The sequence below is a fragment of the Kitasatospora sp. NPDC058063 genome (assembly GCF_042885395.1).
GTDB lineage: Bacteria > Actinomycetota > Actinomycetes > Streptomycetales > Streptomycetaceae > Kitasatospora > Kitasatospora lactacystinica.
This window is the reverse complement of record NZ_JBHVSD010000037.1, coordinates 39,108-53,602: the sequence shown is the minus strand read 5'-3', so window position 1 is coordinate 53,602 and position 14,495 is coordinate 39,108. Positions and strand designations below refer to the sequence as shown.

11 protein-coding genes are annotated in these 14,495 nt (G+C 76.2%); 6 read left to right on the top strand and 5 right to left on the bottom strand.

Translation table 11 applies throughout. The annotated features are described in order from the left end of the window. Window positions 1–51: 51 nt before the first annotated feature. From ACFVUY_RS39390 to ACFVUY_RS39380, 3 genes are all read right to left on the bottom strand, one after another. Window positions 52–4,635, bottom strand: a complete 4,584-nt coding sequence (locus ACFVUY_RS39390; protein WP_387736861.1) for a hypothetical protein — start codon at window positions 4,633–4,635, stop codon at window positions 52–54. A 203-nt stretch (window positions 4,636–4,838) separates the two neighbouring features. Continuing rightward, on the bottom strand, window positions 4,839–5,714 hold the full coding sequence (locus ACFVUY_RS39385; protein ID WP_387736860.1) for a hypothetical protein: 876 nt from the start codon (window positions 5,712–5,714) through the stop codon (window positions 4,839–4,841). Between the two features lie 77 nt (window positions 5,715–5,791). Further along, window positions 5,792–7,321 carry a hypothetical protein gene (locus ACFVUY_RS39380; RefSeq protein ID WP_387736869.1) on the bottom strand — a complete coding sequence of 510 codons (1,530 nt, stop codon included), beginning with the start codon at window positions 7,319–7,321 and terminating at the stop codon, window positions 5,792–5,794. 194 nt (window positions 7,322–7,515) lie between these two features. Here ACFVUY_RS39380 and ACFVUY_RS39375 point away from each other — a divergent pair, with 194 nt between their 5' ends. The 5 genes from ACFVUY_RS39375 to ACFVUY_RS39355 all read left to right on the top strand — a co-directional run bounded on the left by ACFVUY_RS39375 (window position 7,516) and on the right by ACFVUY_RS39355 (window position 11,781). Next, complete coding sequence (locus ACFVUY_RS39375) at window positions 7,516–8,568, top strand: IPT/TIG domain-containing protein (protein WP_387694444.1); 1,053 nt, start codon at window positions 7,516–7,518, stop codon at window positions 8,566–8,568. A 210-nt stretch (window positions 8,569–8,778) separates the two neighbouring features. Continuing rightward, window positions 8,779–9,303, top strand: coding sequence for a hypothetical protein (locus ACFVUY_RS39370; protein ID WP_387736859.1), 525 nt, complete (start codon window positions 8,779–8,781; stop codon window positions 9,301–9,303). Between the two features lie 172 nt (window positions 9,304–9,475). Beyond that, window positions 9,476–10,252, top strand: a complete 777-nt coding sequence (locus tag ACFVUY_RS39365) for a 5-oxoprolinase subunit PxpA (RefSeq protein ID WP_359911098.1) — start codon at window positions 9,476–9,478, stop codon at window positions 10,250–10,252. After that, entirely contained in the window at window positions 10,249–10,905 is a 657-nt protein-coding gene (pxpB, locus tag ACFVUY_RS39360; RefSeq protein ID WP_387736858.1) for a 5-oxoprolinase subunit PxpB, read from the top strand. The genes ACFVUY_RS39365 and pxpB overlap by 4 nt, the downstream gene beginning before the upstream one ends. 12 nt (window positions 10,906–10,917) lie before the next feature. Further along, on the top strand, window positions 10,918–11,781 hold the full coding sequence (locus ACFVUY_RS39355; RefSeq protein WP_387736857.1) for a biotin-dependent carboxyltransferase family protein: 864 nt from the start codon (window positions 10,918–10,920) through the stop codon (window positions 11,779–11,781). A gap of 97 nt (window positions 11,782–11,878) precedes the next feature. On the opposite strand, the gene ACFVUY_RS39350 is transcribed toward ACFVUY_RS39355, so the two are convergent. Together ACFVUY_RS39350 and ACFVUY_RS39345 are read right to left on the bottom strand one after the other, a co-directional pair. After that, complete coding sequence (locus tag ACFVUY_RS39350) at window positions 11,879–12,802, bottom strand: aminoglycoside phosphotransferase family protein (protein ID WP_387736856.1); 924 nt, start codon at window positions 12,800–12,802, stop codon at window positions 11,879–11,881. A 65-nt stretch (window positions 12,803–12,867) separates the two neighbouring features. Continuing rightward, window positions 12,868–13,638: an alpha/beta fold hydrolase gene (locus ACFVUY_RS39345; protein WP_387736855.1), complete on the bottom strand. Its 771-nt coding sequence runs from the start codon at window positions 13,636–13,638 to the stop codon at window positions 12,868–12,870. A 159-nt stretch (window positions 13,639–13,797) separates the two neighbouring features. Between ACFVUY_RS39345 and ACFVUY_RS39340 the strand changes: the two genes are divergently transcribed. Then, a complete protein-coding gene (locus ACFVUY_RS39340; protein WP_359911083.1) occupies window positions 13,798–14,331 on the top strand; it encodes a PadR family transcriptional regulator in 534 nt (177 codons plus the stop codon). Window positions 14,332–14,495 lie beyond the last annotated feature (164 nt).

The following is a 14,495-nucleotide window of genomic DNA, read 5'->3' as shown; positions in this document are numbered from 1 at the left end:
CTAGTCAGTTCACGGTCGGACCGGAACCTCCCCCGGCCGGACGGGGCCCGCTCACGTCTGCGCCGGAACCTCCGCGGGACGCTTGAACATCCGGGTGGCGGTGATCTCGCCGTGGATGGTCGGGCCGTCCGGGTCCGGCGCGGCCGGCAGGCCCGGGCGCAGGTGCTCCTCGACCGAGATGTACTTGAGGCCCGCGCGCAGGTCGGCGTCGTTGCGCAGGCGGATCACCAGCGGGAACTCGGCGAGCGCCGTGGTGTCGAACAGGCCCGTGGTGTAGATCAGCTGGACGCCGAGCGCGTCCGCCACGGCCCGCTGGAGCTCCAGCAGGTAGGTCGCGTTGGCGCGGCCGATCGGGTTGTCCAGGAACAGCGTGCCGGCGTGCCGCAACTGGGACTGGCCGCGGTCGTTGGCGCGCAGCGCGGCCATCGTGCAGTACAGCGCGATGGCCGCGGTGAGCAGCTGGCCGCCGGAGAAGACGTCGGACATCTGGCCGACCCCGACCCGCTCGGCCCGCAGCACCGCGTCGGGCTTGAGGATCTCGACGCTGACGCCCTTGGGGCCGATCGCGGCGGCGACCCCGCGCAGCAGCAGCGACATGCCGTCGCGGCGCAGGTCGCTGTTCTTCTTCACGGCGGCGCGGGTGGCCTCGTCGATGACCTCGCCCAGGCGCTCGACCAGGGTGGCGTGGTCCGGGTCCTCGAAGCGGATCCGGAGGAACTCCTGGCCGGACCACTCCCCCAGGCCCTCGGGCAGCCGGGACAGCCGCTGAGCGGCGCGCAGCGTGGTGAGCGAGGACTCGACCAGACCGCGCAGCCGGTCCACGATCGAGCCGCGGTTCTTCTCCAGCTGGGCCAGCTCGTCGGTGAGCACCCGCAGCCGGGGCGCGAAGGCCGCGGCCCAGGCGGCGGCGTGCTCGGGCAGCGCGGAGGCGGGCAGTTCCCGGATCTGCTGGCGGGCGGGGGTGCGGACGGCCTCGTAGCGGGCCGCGTTGGCGTGCCGGACCAGGGCGTCGGCGGCGTCGCGGACGGCGAGTTCGGAGGAGGACAGCTCGCCGGCGGCGGTGCGCAGCGAGCGGCGGGCCTCGGTGGCGCCGGTGCGGGCGTCGGCCAGCGAGCCCAGGTACGGCTCGACCGGGTCGTCCGGGTCCTCCTGGTGGTCGCGCAGGCCGTCGCGCAGCTGGCCGGCCAGCTCGTCGAAGTCGGCGGCCGAGGCCTGGGCGCTGTCGAAGGTGCGCTGGAGGTCGGCGTGGGCGGTGCGGGCGGCGTCCAGGGCCTCGCGGCGCTCGGCGAGTCGGCTGGTGGCGGTGCGCAGCAGGACCTGGGCGTGCTCCGGATCGGTGGGGACGAGGTCCTCGGGCAGCTCGGTGTGCGCCTCGCCGTCGGCGGGGGCGGAGCGCTCGGCCTCGCCGCGCAGCCGGCCGAGCTGCTCGCTGGCGGCGGCGGAGCGGGCCTCGATGGTGGCGACCAGTTCCTCGGCGCGGGCGGCGGCGGCCTGGCGGGCCGGGCCGTCGGCGCCGTCGGGGCTGCCGAGGAGCTCCTCGGCGCGGGTGCGGACCTTGTTGGTGAGGCGGTCGAGTTCGGTCGCGGCGGCGGCCTCGTCGCCCTCGGCGCGGGCCTGTTCGGCGCGCAGGTCGGCGCCGACGCCGACCTTCTCGTACAGCTGGGAGGCGGCGCGATAGGCCTCGCGCAGTGCGGGCAGGGCGGCGGGGGCGGTCTCGACGGGCTCGTCGGACTGCTCGGCGGCGGGGATCTCGGCGCGTTCGGCGCGCAGCGCGCGGGCCGTGCGGCGGGCGTCGTCGGCGGCGCGCTGGGCGGCGCGGCGGTCCTCGTCGCAGGTGCGGGCACGCTCGGCGCACAGCACCTGGCGGCGGTCGCACTCGGCGGCGTCCTCGGCGAGTTCGCGCTGGCGGCGGGCCCAGTTGCCGCGCTCGCGCAGCCGGAAGGCGAGGCCTGAGAGGGCGTCGGCGCGGCGGCGGGCGCGCTGGGCGGCCTCCCGGTGCTCCTCGTGGACGGAGGCGGCCGCGGCGTGGTCGGTCTCGGCCTCGTCGTGGTCGGCGCGCAGGGTGGCCAGGGCGGCGGCGGCCTGCTCGGCGTGCTCGCGGGCGGCCTCGGCGGCGGCGGCGAATTCGGCGAGGGTGCCGGGCGGGCAGCTGGCGTGCCAGGAGGCGAGGCGGGCGGCGAGGGCGCGGTCGGCGCCGAGGCGGCCGGCCAGTTCGCGGATGTGCTCCTCGCGGGCGCTCGCCCGGGCGCGCAGTTCGCGGCGCTCGCCGTCGGCGGCGGACTCGTCGTGCATGGCCGGGTTCGGCGGGACGAGGAAGAAGGCGGGCTCGTCGGTGATCGGGGCGATCAGCGAGGCGGCGGCGCCGACGGCGACGGTGGAGCGCGGCAGCAGGGCGGCGGCCTGCAGGGCCTCGCGGGCGCGTTCCAGCGAGGCCGGGTCGGTGACGACCACGCCGTCGACCAGTTCGGGGCGGGCGGCGAGGATCGCGTCGTGGTCGGCCGGGTCCACGGACTGGGCGAGGTAGCGCCAGCCGGGCAGGGCCGGGATGCCGTGCTCGGCGAGGTACTCGACGGTGGCGAGCACGTCCGGGCCGGGCGGCAGCAGACCGCCGTCGCCGAGGGCGGCGAGGATGCGGGAGTCGTCGGCGGCGGCCGTGCGGAGGTCGAACAGGGTGCGTTCGGCGGTGGCGATGGACTCGTCGAGGAGTTCGCGCAGGTACTCGGCGTTGCGGTCGAGCACGGCGGGGGTGAGGAAGCCGGCGTCCTCCTCGGCGCCCGACCCGTCCTCGCTCCAATCGGTAGGTGTGGGGGTCAGGGAGAGCAGGTCGGCGAGGCGCTCCTCGGTGGCGAGCAGGGCGGCGGTGCGCTGCTCGGCGGCGAGGGCGCGGGCGGCGTCCTTGCGGGCGTCGCCGGCCCGCTCGGCGGCGAGTTCGGCGCGCGAGGTGGCGGCGGCGGACTCGCGCAGCCGGGCGGCGGCGGACTCGGCGGCGGTACGGGCCTGGGCGAGCGCGGCGGCGGCGGCCTTCTCGACGTCGGCGGCGTGCAGCGCGGCGCGGGCCGGGTCCACGTCGCCGTCGGCGTCGATGAAGCCGGCCGAGACGGCGGCCTCGGTCTCCTGCTCGACCTCGGCGAGGCGCTGGCGCAGGTGCTCGGCCTCGCTGCGGGCCTTCTGGGCGGCGGTGGCGGCCTCGGTGGCGTCGGACTGCGCCTTGCCGCCGTCCTGCTGGAGTTCGCCCGCGCGCTCCTCCTCGGTGTCGGCGCGGGACTCGGCGGCCGCGGCGGCGGCCTCCAGGGCGCGGGCCAGGGCGGTCGCGGCGCGGGCGCGGGCGGCGAGCGCGGGGGCGGCGTCCAGCTCGGCCTCGCGGATGGCGGCGGCGACCCGGGTGACCCGGTCGGCGGCGGCGCGCTGGCGCAGTACCGCCTCGGCGGCCTGCCAGGCGGAGTGCAGGGTGCGGGCGTCGATGAGTTCGCGGCGCAGCGCGGCGGCCTCGGCGGTGGCCGCGGCGAGGCCCAACGTGGCGTGCCGGTGGGTGAGTTCGTCGGTGATCAGGCTGTGCCGGGTGCGGTCGGCCTCGGCGGCGGTGACGGCGCTCGCGGCGGCGGCGACCTCGATGGCGAGGTCCTGGGCGCGGTCGCGTTCGGCGGTGGCGCGGGAGGCGAGGGCGTGGGCGAGGCGGCGGGTGCGGCGTTCGGCGGTGCGGTGGGCCTCGCGGACGGTCTCGCGGGCGGTGGTGGTCTCGGCGATGCGCTCCAGCAGGTCCAGCGAGCCGGCGGTGAAGTCGCGTTCGGCGGTGAGTTCGGCGCGGCGGCCGAGCTTGGCGGCGAAGCCGTGCACGAGGTCGGCGAGGCCGTCGGTGTCCCGGGTGTCGGTGACGGCGCGCAGCAGGAGGTCGGTGAAGTCGCTGTCGTGCTTGACCGCGAAGAGGCCGGCCGCCTCGCCCTCGTCGGCGTTCATCTCGCGCTGGTAGCGGAAGAGTTCGGGGTCGAGGCCGAGTTCGCCGAGGTGCTCGGTCCAGCGGTCGTGGCCGTCCTCGAAGACCAGGTCGAGGTGGGGGTGGGCCTTGCCGGCCTCGGTGAGGGCGTCGCGGAAGCCCTTCATGGTGCGGCGGCGGCCGCGGGCCTTCTGGTCTCCGGCCAGGCTGACCCGTTCGGCGACCGGCAGCGAGTCGAGGGTCAGGCCGGCGCCGGGGCGGAAGGAGTACCAGGTCTCGGCGAACTTGCGCGGGTCGGAGGAGACCTGGCGGCCGCGCCACTCGCTGACCTTGCCGACCACGATCAGCTCGCCCGTGACGGTGTGCTGCCACTCCAGGGCGACGTGGCCGCAGTCGTCGGCGAGCAGGAACTTGCGCAGCACGCCGGAGCTGGCGCCGCCGAGGGTGTTGCGGTGGCCGGGGAGCATGACCGAGAAGATCAGCTTGAGCAGGACGGACTTGCCGCCGCCGTTCTCCAGGAAGAGCACGCCGGCGGGGGCGGGACGGCGGACCGGGCCGTCGGTGTCCTCGCCGAACAGGCCGATCTGCTGCGGGGCCGGGTCGGCGACCGGCTCGCCGACGCCGCGCAGGTCGAGCACCGTGTCGGCGTAGCGGGCGCCGGCCGGTCCGATCGAGTAGAGGCGGACCCGGTTGAGCTCGTACATGTGCGGCGGTTCTCCGTGGCTTGCGTGGCGTGAGGGGTGGGCGGCGGGCCGGTTCGGGGCGGGTGGGCCGGGGGCCGGCGCGGTGCTCCGGGACCGGGTGTGCCCGGCGGGAGGCCGGCACGGTGGGCTCGGAGCGGGTGGGATCTGGGCGGGTGGGCTCTGGGCGCCGGTGCTCGGAGCGGGTGGACTCCGGGCACCGAGGTTCAGAGCGAGTGGAACGGCAGGCCCGCGTCGGCGACCAGTTCGTCGCCGGTGTCCGGCGGCAACAGGCTGGCGGTGCCGTCGGAGACCGGGACGATGCCGAGGTCGAGCAGTTCGGCCATGGCCGCGCTGCCCGCCAGGTCGCGCACCTGGAGCTGGTAGCGGGCGGTGGTGCGGTAGGTGCCGCCGGAGTCGTCGGAGACCTTCTGGAGGAAGCCGGAGTCGACCAGGAACAGCACGGCCTTGGCGACGATGCCGATGGTGGAGCCGGAGAGCCGGCGGGCGTCCTTGGTGGCGCCGGTGGCGGTGCGCCGGGCCCAGACCCGCCAGGCCGCCTCCAGGCCGGGGGCGTCGGAGGCCGGGTCGGTGTTGGCGCCCTCGGCGTCGGCCTGCTCCTCCAGGCGGCGGCAGGCCTGGCGCACGAAGGAGTCGACGCCGTTGACGGTGATCCGGCCGAGGTAGCCGTCGTCGGCGAGGTCCTCGGGGCGGGGGAAGGCCATCGCGGCAACGGCCAGGTGGGCCAGGCCGTGCAGGAAGCGGTCGGTGGACTCGGAGGCGGCGCGGCGCGAGTAGTCGCCCATCCGGACGGCGAACAGCGAGTCCTCGGCGGCGGCCACGGCCATGCCGGCCCGCGGGGAGACCTCCAGGACGACCAGGCCCATGCCGGTGGCGACGGCGTCGGCGAGCCGGGCGAACGGCGGGTCCTCGCGGTGGCGGCGCACCAGTTCGGCGTACTCGGCGTCCCGGGCGGGCAGCAGCTTGGCCTGGAGGCCGAAGGAGACCAGCCGGGCGGCGTCCGCGACGTCGGCCGGGGTGATCGGCGTGGGGGCCACGGGTTCGCTCTCGGTCGCCCAGGACGTGTCGTGGTGGGTCGTCACGGGCGGTGCTCCTCGGGGATGGCGCGGTGGTTACGGTTCGTCAAGGTTGGTCCCGGCAAGGTGTGCCTCCCGGCCGGTCAGCCGGCGTCCTTGCGGTCGGCGGCCATGCCGACCGCGTCGAGCAGGGCGCTGCCGACGATCAGGTCGGCGCCGCCGAACTCCGGGTCGTGCAGCGGGGTGCCGTCGTCCACGGCGAACAGCAGCCGCTCCTCGCCCTGGCGGTAGGCGGTGCCGACCGGCGGGCTGGCGGCGTGCACGGCGAGCAGGGCCAGCAGGTACGGCAGGTCCGGGTCCTGCTTGCGGGCGTCGGCGAGCAGGCCGGAGAGCCGGCGGGGGGCGTCCGGGGGCAGGTCGAGCAGGACCATCGCTGACTCCAGCTGGGCCTCGGAGAACCGGCTGTCGTCCGGGGTGGCGACCAGGTCGGGGTCGGGCAGCTCGGCGCCGAGGTGCTCGCGTTCGACCGGCGGGGTGAGCAGCAGGTCGACCAGGTCGGCGACCCGGACCGAGACCGGGGTGCGCAGTCCGGCGCCACGGGCGAAGAAGGCGCCGGTGGGGCGGACGGCCTGCTCCACCGGCAGCCGCAGCACGGGGGCGAGCAGCTGCCCGTAGAGGTCGATGCCGCTGCGGGCGCCGGGGGTGGCGAAGGCCTGCCGGTCCTGCTCGGCGCGGAACAGCGGGCCGGCTTCCAGCAGGCGGGTCTGCAGCTGGGTGTGGCGGCGGATGCAGTCCTTGACGATGTCGACCAGCTCGGCGGCGCGGCGCTTGTGCTCCGGGTCCTCGGCCTCGTCGCGGGCCTTGCGGATGTTGGTGAGAATCGCGTTCTCGTGCCGGTAGCGGTCCGCGATGTGGTCCAGCGCCTCCGCGATGAGGTCGGGGACGGCGCGCATCCAGTCGACGGCGCGGACGTTGCGGCGGGTGGCGTCCAGGGCGCGGCGCAGCGTCTCGGCGTACTGGACGGTGCGGTAGCGGGCCTGCTCGGCGGCGAGCTGGGCGTCGGCCAGGCGGCCGCGGCGGATCAGCACCTCCAGCTTGACCTCGGCGGCGATCTGGGCCGAGGTGACGTCGGTGTCGAGCGCGCCGACCAGGACGTTGACGGCCTCGTCGGTGGTGCGCAGGTAGACGCCGCCGTCCGGGCCGGGGACCTCCTCGATCAGCTTGAAGTCGTAGTCCCGGCGGACGTACTCGCCGTCCGCGCCGAAGGTGCCGTAGACGGCGCGGAAGCCGCGGTCCACGCTGCCGACGTTGATCAGCGACTCCAGCACCCAGCGGGCGACCCGCTCGTGCTCGACGGCGGGGCGGCCGGTCGCCTGGACGGCGACCCGGGGCAGCAGGCGGGCGAGCACTATGTCGCGGTCGGCCCCGGTGTCGAAGTCCATGTTCAGGGTGACCAGGTCGATCGCGGCGAGGCCGACCTCGGCCATCGCGTAGCCGCCGTACTCGCCGGCCAGGTTGACCTTGCGGTTGTCCAGGTCGTGCAGCGGGGCGGTGCAGGCCAGCGCCTTGAGCCGGCGGGCCAGGCCCTCATCGGCGGCGGGGCCGGGCGCGGGGCGCGCGGCGGCCGGGCCGGCGGGCTGGCGGAGGCCGGGCTCGGTGAGCGGGTCTGCGATGACGGTCACGGAGGACAAGATTAGAGGTTCGCACCGACATCGACCGAAACGGACCTTGCGGGCGGGCGGAGCGGCAGGTGGACGACGGTACGGGTGACGGATTCAGAACGTGATTTCGACGAGATCCCGCCATTCCCGAACCGGCATTCGAGAAAAGCGTGAGGACGGCGCGCTTGTTCGGTGATGATCGACCAATGATCACCCGACTGGCCAAAGCGGGCCTCGCCGCCGCGCTGTCCGTGACCACCCTCGCCACCGGCGCCGTCCTCGTCACCGGCGCCACCGCCGAGGCCGCGACCCCGGCGGCCTCGACCTCCGCCCAGCACGTGACCGTCTCGCAGAGCGGGAACTACCCCGGCGGGTTCTTCACCACCGGCAACATGTCGGTGGCCTGGACCGTGTCCGGCACCGCGGACCTGACCGGGCCGACCCACATCACCCTCGACCTGCCGCCCGGCGTCACCACCGACGGTGCGATGTTCTTCCCCACGCCGCCGGACTACACCTTCACCACCGCCCTCTCCCCCGACCACCGCCACCTGGAGGCCGTGTTCACCGCCACCCGGGCGGTCGGGAGCTACAACTTCATGAAGCTCAACCTGGCCACCACGCCCGGCGTGCCGATCGTCGGCGCGATCACCGCGACGGTCGCCAACCCGAACGACGCCGACCCGACCGGGCACGTCTCCGGCTACGACCTCGGCAGCAAGAGCTACCTGCCGGCGACCGTCCAGGCCGCCCCCGCCGTCACCGGCCTCGACACCGCCACCGGCCCGGGCACCGGCGGCACCGCGGTGACCGTCAGCGGCAGCAACCTGGCCAACGGCATGGTGCTGGTCGGCGGCGTCCCGGCCCCCGGCCGCTGCACCGACACCGCCTGCGCGGTGACCACCCCGGGCGGCACGGGCAGCACCCCGGTCAGCGTGGTGACGCCCGGCGGCACAGCCTCGGCTCCGGTCACCTTCGACTACACCGGCGCCCCGCCGCCGGCCCCGGCCGCGCCGGTGGTCAGCAGCATCTCTCCGGTCTCCGGCCCGGCCGTCGGCGGTACCCGGGTGTACCTGTTCGGCAGCAACCTGACGTACGGGTCGGTGGCCTTCGGCGGGGTGCCGGCCACCCATGTCTCCTGCGGTCCGACCGCCTGCACCGCCACGGCCCCGGCGGGCGCCCAGCCCGGGGCGGTGGGCGTCACGGTCACCACGGCGGGCGGGACCAGCGCGCCGGTGACGTACACCTACACGGCGTAACGGCCTCACGCGGCGCACTGGCCGCCAGCGGTGCCCGGGCTCCACGGAGCCCGGGCACCGCTGCGTTCCGGGGCGGCCCCGGCCGCCCCTGCCCCACCCCACCCAAAATGCGAGTTGAACACGTTCAAAAGATAGGTCTAGAGTCGGTTCCGCGCAGGTCGGACAAGGCTCCGCCTGCACTTCGGCATGCTCGGCATGGAGGTGGGCGAAATGAACGGCGACCCCGCGGTCATCCTTCGCAAGGTCCGACGGTGGCTCTGGTTCTTCCTGGTCTGCCTGGTGCTCAGCGGTCTGACCGCGTTCCCCCTGGAGACCGAGACCCGCTGGCTGGTCGACTTCGCCTCCGGGCCCGCCGCCCCGCTGAGTGACCGCCTCCCCGCAGCGGCGGCCTGGCTCGAACGGGTCCACACCGGCCTCGCCGAGACCAACGGGCGCTACCCCTTCCTGGCCTACGGCACCGACTGGCTGGCCTTCGCCCACCTGGTGATCGCCGCCGCCTTCTGGGGGCCGCTCAAGGACCCGGTCCGCAACATCTGGGTGATCCGCTGGGCCGTGCTCGCCTGCGGGGCCGTCATCCCGCTGGCACTGATCTGCGGGCCGCTGCGCGGGATTCCGCTGGTCTGGCGATTCGTCGACATGTCGTTCGGGGTCCTCGGCGTCGTACCGCTGCTGATCGTGCTGCGGGCGCTGCGTCCACTGGAGCGCGCCTACCGCGCACCGGTGACCGCCGGCTGAGTCCGGGCGGTCCGCGCCCGCTCGCGCCCCGGCGCCACCCCGTGAGGCGCCGCCCCGGGGCGTGCGGCCCCGGGCACACGCCGCGGCACCCGCGGGGCTCCGGGTCACGGGCAACGGCCTTCATCCGCAGGCCCTACCATCTGGCTCAACAGCTGCTGGGAGGCGGACGGGCGTGGCCGATGCGGTGATCGATCTCAATGCGGACCTCGGTGAGGGGTTCGGACGCTGGACCCTGACCGACGACGAGGCCCTGCTGTCCGTGGTGACCAGCGCCAACGTCGCCTGCGGGTTCCACGCCGGGGACCCGTCGACGATGCGCCGGGTCTGCGCCCTGGCGGCCGAGCGCGGCGTCCGGATCGGCGCCCAGGTCTCCTACCGCGACCTGGCCGGCTTCGGCCGCCGCGCGATGGACGTGCCCCCGGAGGAGCTCGCCGACGAGATCGCGTACCAGATCGGCGCCCTCCAGGTGTTCGCCCGCGCGGCCGGTTCCAAGGTCTCCTACGTCAAGCCGCACGGCGCCCTCTACAACCGGGTGGTCGGCGACTCCGAGCAGGCCGAGGCCGTGGTGGCCGGCGTGCTGCGGGCGGGCGCGGTCTGCGACGGGCCGCTGCCCGTGCTCGGCCTGCCGGGCTCGCTGCTGCTGGAGGTGGCCGAGGGCGTCGGGCTCCCGGTGGTCGCCGAGGCCTTCGCCGACCGCACGTACACCCGCACCGGCACCCTCGTCCCGCGCCGCGAGCCGGACGCGGTGGTGCACGACCCCGAGTCGGTGATCACCCGCGCCGTCGCCATCGCCCGGGACGGCACGGTGGAGGCCGCCGGCGGCGAGCGGATCGCCGTCGAGGCCCGCTCGCTGTGCGTCCACGGCGACACCCCCGGCGCCGCCCAGCTCGCCTGGCGGATCCGCGGCGCCCTGGCCTCCGCCGGAGTCCGGGTGGAGGCGTTCACGTGACAGCCCCTCGCATACCCGGCCCCGACGCGACGGCGGGGACGGTGCGCCGGGTCGGCGAGCGGGCGCTCCTGGTCGAGCTGCCCGGGACGGCCGAGGTGGCGGCGCTGTACGGCTGGCTGAGCGAGCGCCAGGAGGCCGGGGCGCTCGGCGCGGTGGAAGAGCTGGTACCGGCCGCGCGAACCCTGCTGCTGGACGGCGTCGCGGACGTCGGCGCGGTGGCGGCGCTGCTGCGCACCGCCCGTCCGGCGACGGCCGGGGCGGCGCGCGGGCCGCTGCTGGAGGTCCCGACCGTGTACGACGGCGCCGACCTGGCCGAGGTCGCCGCACTGTGGGGGGTGTCCGAGGAGGCCGCCGTCCGGATCCACACCGGATCCGAGTACGTCGTCGCGTTCTGCGGCTTCGCCCCCGGTTTCGGCTACCTCACCGGCCTCCCGGCGCGCTACGAGGTGCCACGCCGGGCCACTCCGCGCAGCTCCGTCCCGGCGGGCTCGGTCGCCCTGGCCGGCCCGTACACCGGCGTCTACCCGCACCCCTCCCCCGGCGGCTGGCAGCTGATCGGCCGGACGGCGCTCACCCTCTGGGACACCGACCGCGAGCCCCCGGCCCTGCTGGCGCCGGGCACCCGGGTCCGCTTCACGGCGGAACGGGCCTGAGGGGAGCCGGAGTTGAACGAACTGGTGGTGGAGCGGCCGGGGCCGCTGACCACGGTCCAGGACCTCGGGCGGCGCGGGGTCGCCCACCTCGGGGTGCCGAGGGCCGGGGCACTGGACGAGCCGGCGCTGCGGGCGGCCAACCGGCTGGTGGGCAACGAACCCGGGGCCGCCGGGCTGGAGACCACGCTCGGCGGGGTCGCGCTGCGGGCCGTCGGAACGGCGCTGGTCGCCGTCACCGGTGCGCCCTCGCCCGTCCGGGTGGACGGCCGGCCGGCCGCCTGGGGCGCGCCGGTGGTGGTGCCGGCCGGGGCGCTGGTCGAGGTGGGGGCGGCGACGGCCGGGGTACGCGGCTACCTGGCGGTGGCGGGCGGGATCGCCGTCCCGCCGGTGCTCGGCAGCCGCTCGGCGGACCTGCTCTCCGGGCTCGGGCCGGCCCCGCTGGCCGCCGGGGACCGGCTGCCGGTGGGCGCCCCGCCGCCGTACCGGGCCGGGCCCGATCTGGTGCCGCTGCCCGGCCCCCCGGCCGAGCTGGTGCTGCGGCTGCGGCTCGGACCGCGCGCGGACTGGTTCGGCCCGGAGGCGGTGGCCCGTCTCGGCCGCGACCGGTACCTGGTCTCCCCGACCGGCAACCGGGTCGGGCTGCGCACCGAGGGCCCGCCGGTCGCCCGCGCCAGGAACGGCGAACTGCCCAGCGAGGGCATGGTGTTGGGCGCCGTTCAGATTCCGCCGGACGGGCAGCCGATGGTGTTCCTGGCCGACCACCCGACCACCGGCGGCTACCCGGTGATCGGCGTCGTGCCGGCCGGCGACCTCCCGGCCGCCGCACAGGCCAGACCGGGGACACCGGTGCGCTTCGTGCCCCTGCGCGAGCACTGAGCGGAAGCACCGCGCGGGAACGCCGAGCGGAAGCACCGAGCGGGAGGACCCGAGCAGCAGCACCTCGCAGGCACGGAAAGCCGCGCGGGCTCTCCGGTCAGCGCCCCAACAGCACCTCGGCGACGGTACGTTGGGCCGGGTCCAGCTCCGCCCCGCCCTCTTCGGCCACCCAGACCGCGTTCTGCAGCACCCGGGCGAGCGTCCAGGCCGCCGCCACCTCGCGGTCCAGCTCCAGCACCTCCGTCAACAGGTCGAAGCGCCGCCGCAGCGCCCGAGTGGCATCCCCGGTGGCCACCACGTCCTCCCAGCGGTTGCGCAGCGCCGGGAGCAGCTCGAAGCCGGGGTGGCCGGCCAGCGGCTTGGGGTCGATGGCCAGCCAGGGCGCCCGGCCGCTGCCCGGGAGCGGGGCCAGTACATTGCCGTAGTGCAGGTCCCAGTGCAGCAGCCGGTCGCCGGGGTCGGCGCGGACCTCGCACAGGGCGGCCGCGCAGTCGGCGAGCAGGCGCCGCTCCGCCGGGTCGGCGAGGGCCGCGACGGCCGCCGGGGCCCGGTCGAGCAGGTCGCTCGCCGCACCCGCCAGGGTCCGCAGCCCGGACGGCGCCTGACGTTTCGTCAACTCCCCGAGCAGCTCGGCGATCACGCGCAGCGCCGCGAGGTCGTCGGGCAGGTCGAGCAGTGAGCGCCCGGGGTCCAGCCGCTCCAGCAGCAGGGAGCCGGTGGCCGGTTCGTGGTCGAGCAGCCGCACGGCGCCGCGGCCGCCCCAGGCTCGCAGGGCGAGCGGTTCACCCACCGTCTCCTCGTCCACGGGCTGGAGCTTGAGCACGGCCGGCATCCCGTCGGCGCGCAGTACCGGGAGCACCAGCCCGACCACGCCGTGCGCGGCCGGCCCGTCCGGGCGCAGCTCCCAGCGGTCCATCAACTCGCTGGCCAGGGTGGGAAGTCGGGCCACCCAGGCGCGCCCCTCGGCGCCGAGGAAGCCCTCCAGGGACGCGGCCAGCGCGGGCGGGACCTGGACGGACATCGGGCGGGCTCCTCTCGGACGGTCCGCCCCAGCCTACGACGGGCGGCGGCCGGCGCCTCCCCCGCTCACCCGTGCGCGAGCGCCCGTGCCGCGGCGGCCGCGAAGCCGTCCGGGTTGTCGAGCATGATGTTGTGCCCGCAGTCCGGCACCGCGACCACCCGTACGCCCGCCGCGCGGAGGGTCCCGGCGCCCGCCGGCTCGCCGTCCACCGCCGGGTGGAGGAAGGTGCGCGGGAGGTCGAGGCCGAGCAGCAGCTCGCGCATGGTCGGTTCGGTCGCCCGGGCGAGGTAGCGGGCGCTGCGGTGGAGCGCCTCCGGGCCGGCCAGCCGCATGGTGGACCACCAGAACGGGCCGACCCGCTCGGCGACTTCGCCCCGGCCGCCGGCCAGGAACTCCTCCTCCGCGTAGGCCGCGATGCCGCTGCTGCCGGGGTGGCGCCGGTCGGGGTCGACCCGGTCCAGGTTGGCGTCCACCAGGAGCAGCCGTTCGACCAGGTGCGGGTGCCGCTGGGCGAGGACGATCGCGACCGCCCCGCCCATGCTGTGGCCGATCACCTCGACCCGGGCCGTCCCGGCAGTCGCGACGGCCGCCGCCACCGCGTCCGCGTGCTCCTCCAGGGTGTAGCCGAAGTCCGTCGGCCGGTCGCTGAGGCCGAAGCCGAGCAGGTCCAGCAGCAGCGAGCGCCGCCCGGCGAGCAGCGGGTGGGTGGCGGCGGCCGCGAAGTAGGCCGGCGAGGTGGCGCCGAGCCCGTGCAGGTAGAGCCGGGCCGGCTCGGCGCCGGGCAGCTCGACCCAGCGGATCCGGTCGCCGTTCGGGGTGACGGGGGCCTCGCGCATGCTCACTCGCTCCTTCTCCTGGGTGTGCCGGCGCCTCCCGGGTGTGCCGGCTCCCGGCTCCGGGGACTCCGGCGGACGACCAGGACCATACATCGAAGTCGAGGTATAGCGATAGTGAGATACCCATGCCCCGAGGGAAGGATCTGAGAGAGTGGCCCCATGCTGAAGCTCGCCATCCTCGGGTTCCTGTACGACCGCCCCCTGCACGGCTACGAGCTGCGCCGCCACCTCGCCGCGCTCACCGGCCACGTCCGCCCGATCAGCGACGGCACGCTCTACCCCGCGATCAAACGCCTGGAGACGGACGGCCTGCTGGTCCGCGAGACCGAGCCGGGCAGCGCCGCCGCGCCCCGGCACACCCTGCACCTCACCGAGGCCGGCCGCACCGCACTGCTCGACCGGCTGCGCGAGCCCGAGCCGCTCGACGTCAGCGACGAGAACCGCTGGTTCACCCTGCTCGCCTTCCTGCGACACCTCGCCGACCCCGCCGACCAGGCCGCCGTACTGCGCCGCCGACTGGCCTTCCTCGCCGAACCGGCCAGCTTCTTCTACGAGGGCGACCGCCCGGTGGGCGCCGAGGAGTTCGCCGACCCGTTCCGGCGCGGCCTGCTGCTGGTCGCCCGCGCCACCACCGAGGCCGAACTCGCCTGGCTGCACGCGACCCTGGCCGACCTGGAGGGCAGCCCGCGCTAGACCGGGGCCGCACACGCCGCGGCCGACGGCGGATCGGGCCCCGCACACGCCGCGGCCCGCGCCCCCCCCCGCCCGCGGGCGGGCGGGCCCCCCCGGCGGGGGGCGGGGAACCCCCGCCCGGGAGGCCGACCCGGGGGGGGGGGCGACCCAGCGGGCCCCCCCCC

Coding starts and splice junctions, on each gene's coding strand:
- ACFVUY_RS39390 (WP_387736861.1), bottom strand. CDS start 4,635: ATGTACGAGCTCAACCGGGTCCGCCTCTACTCGATCGGACCGGCCGGC.
- ACFVUY_RS39375 (WP_387694444.1), top strand. CDS start 7,516: ATGATCACCCGACTGGCCAAAGCGGGCCTCGCCGCCGCGCTGTCCGTG.
- ACFVUY_RS39370 (WP_387736859.1), top strand. CDS start 8,779: ATGAACGGCGACCCCGCGGTCATCCTTCGCAAGGTCCGACGGTGGCTC.
- ACFVUY_RS39350 (WP_387736856.1), bottom strand. CDS start 12,802: ATGTCCGTCCAGGTCCCGCCCGCGCTGGCCGCGTCCCTGGAGGGCTTC.
- ACFVUY_RS39345 (WP_387736855.1), bottom strand. CDS start 13,638: ATGCGCGAGGCCCCCGTCACCCCGAACGGCGACCGGATCCGCTGGGTC.
- ACFVUY_RS39340 (WP_359911083.1), top strand. CDS start 13,798: ATGCTGAAGCTCGCCATCCTCGGGTTCCTGTACGACCGCCCCCTGCAC.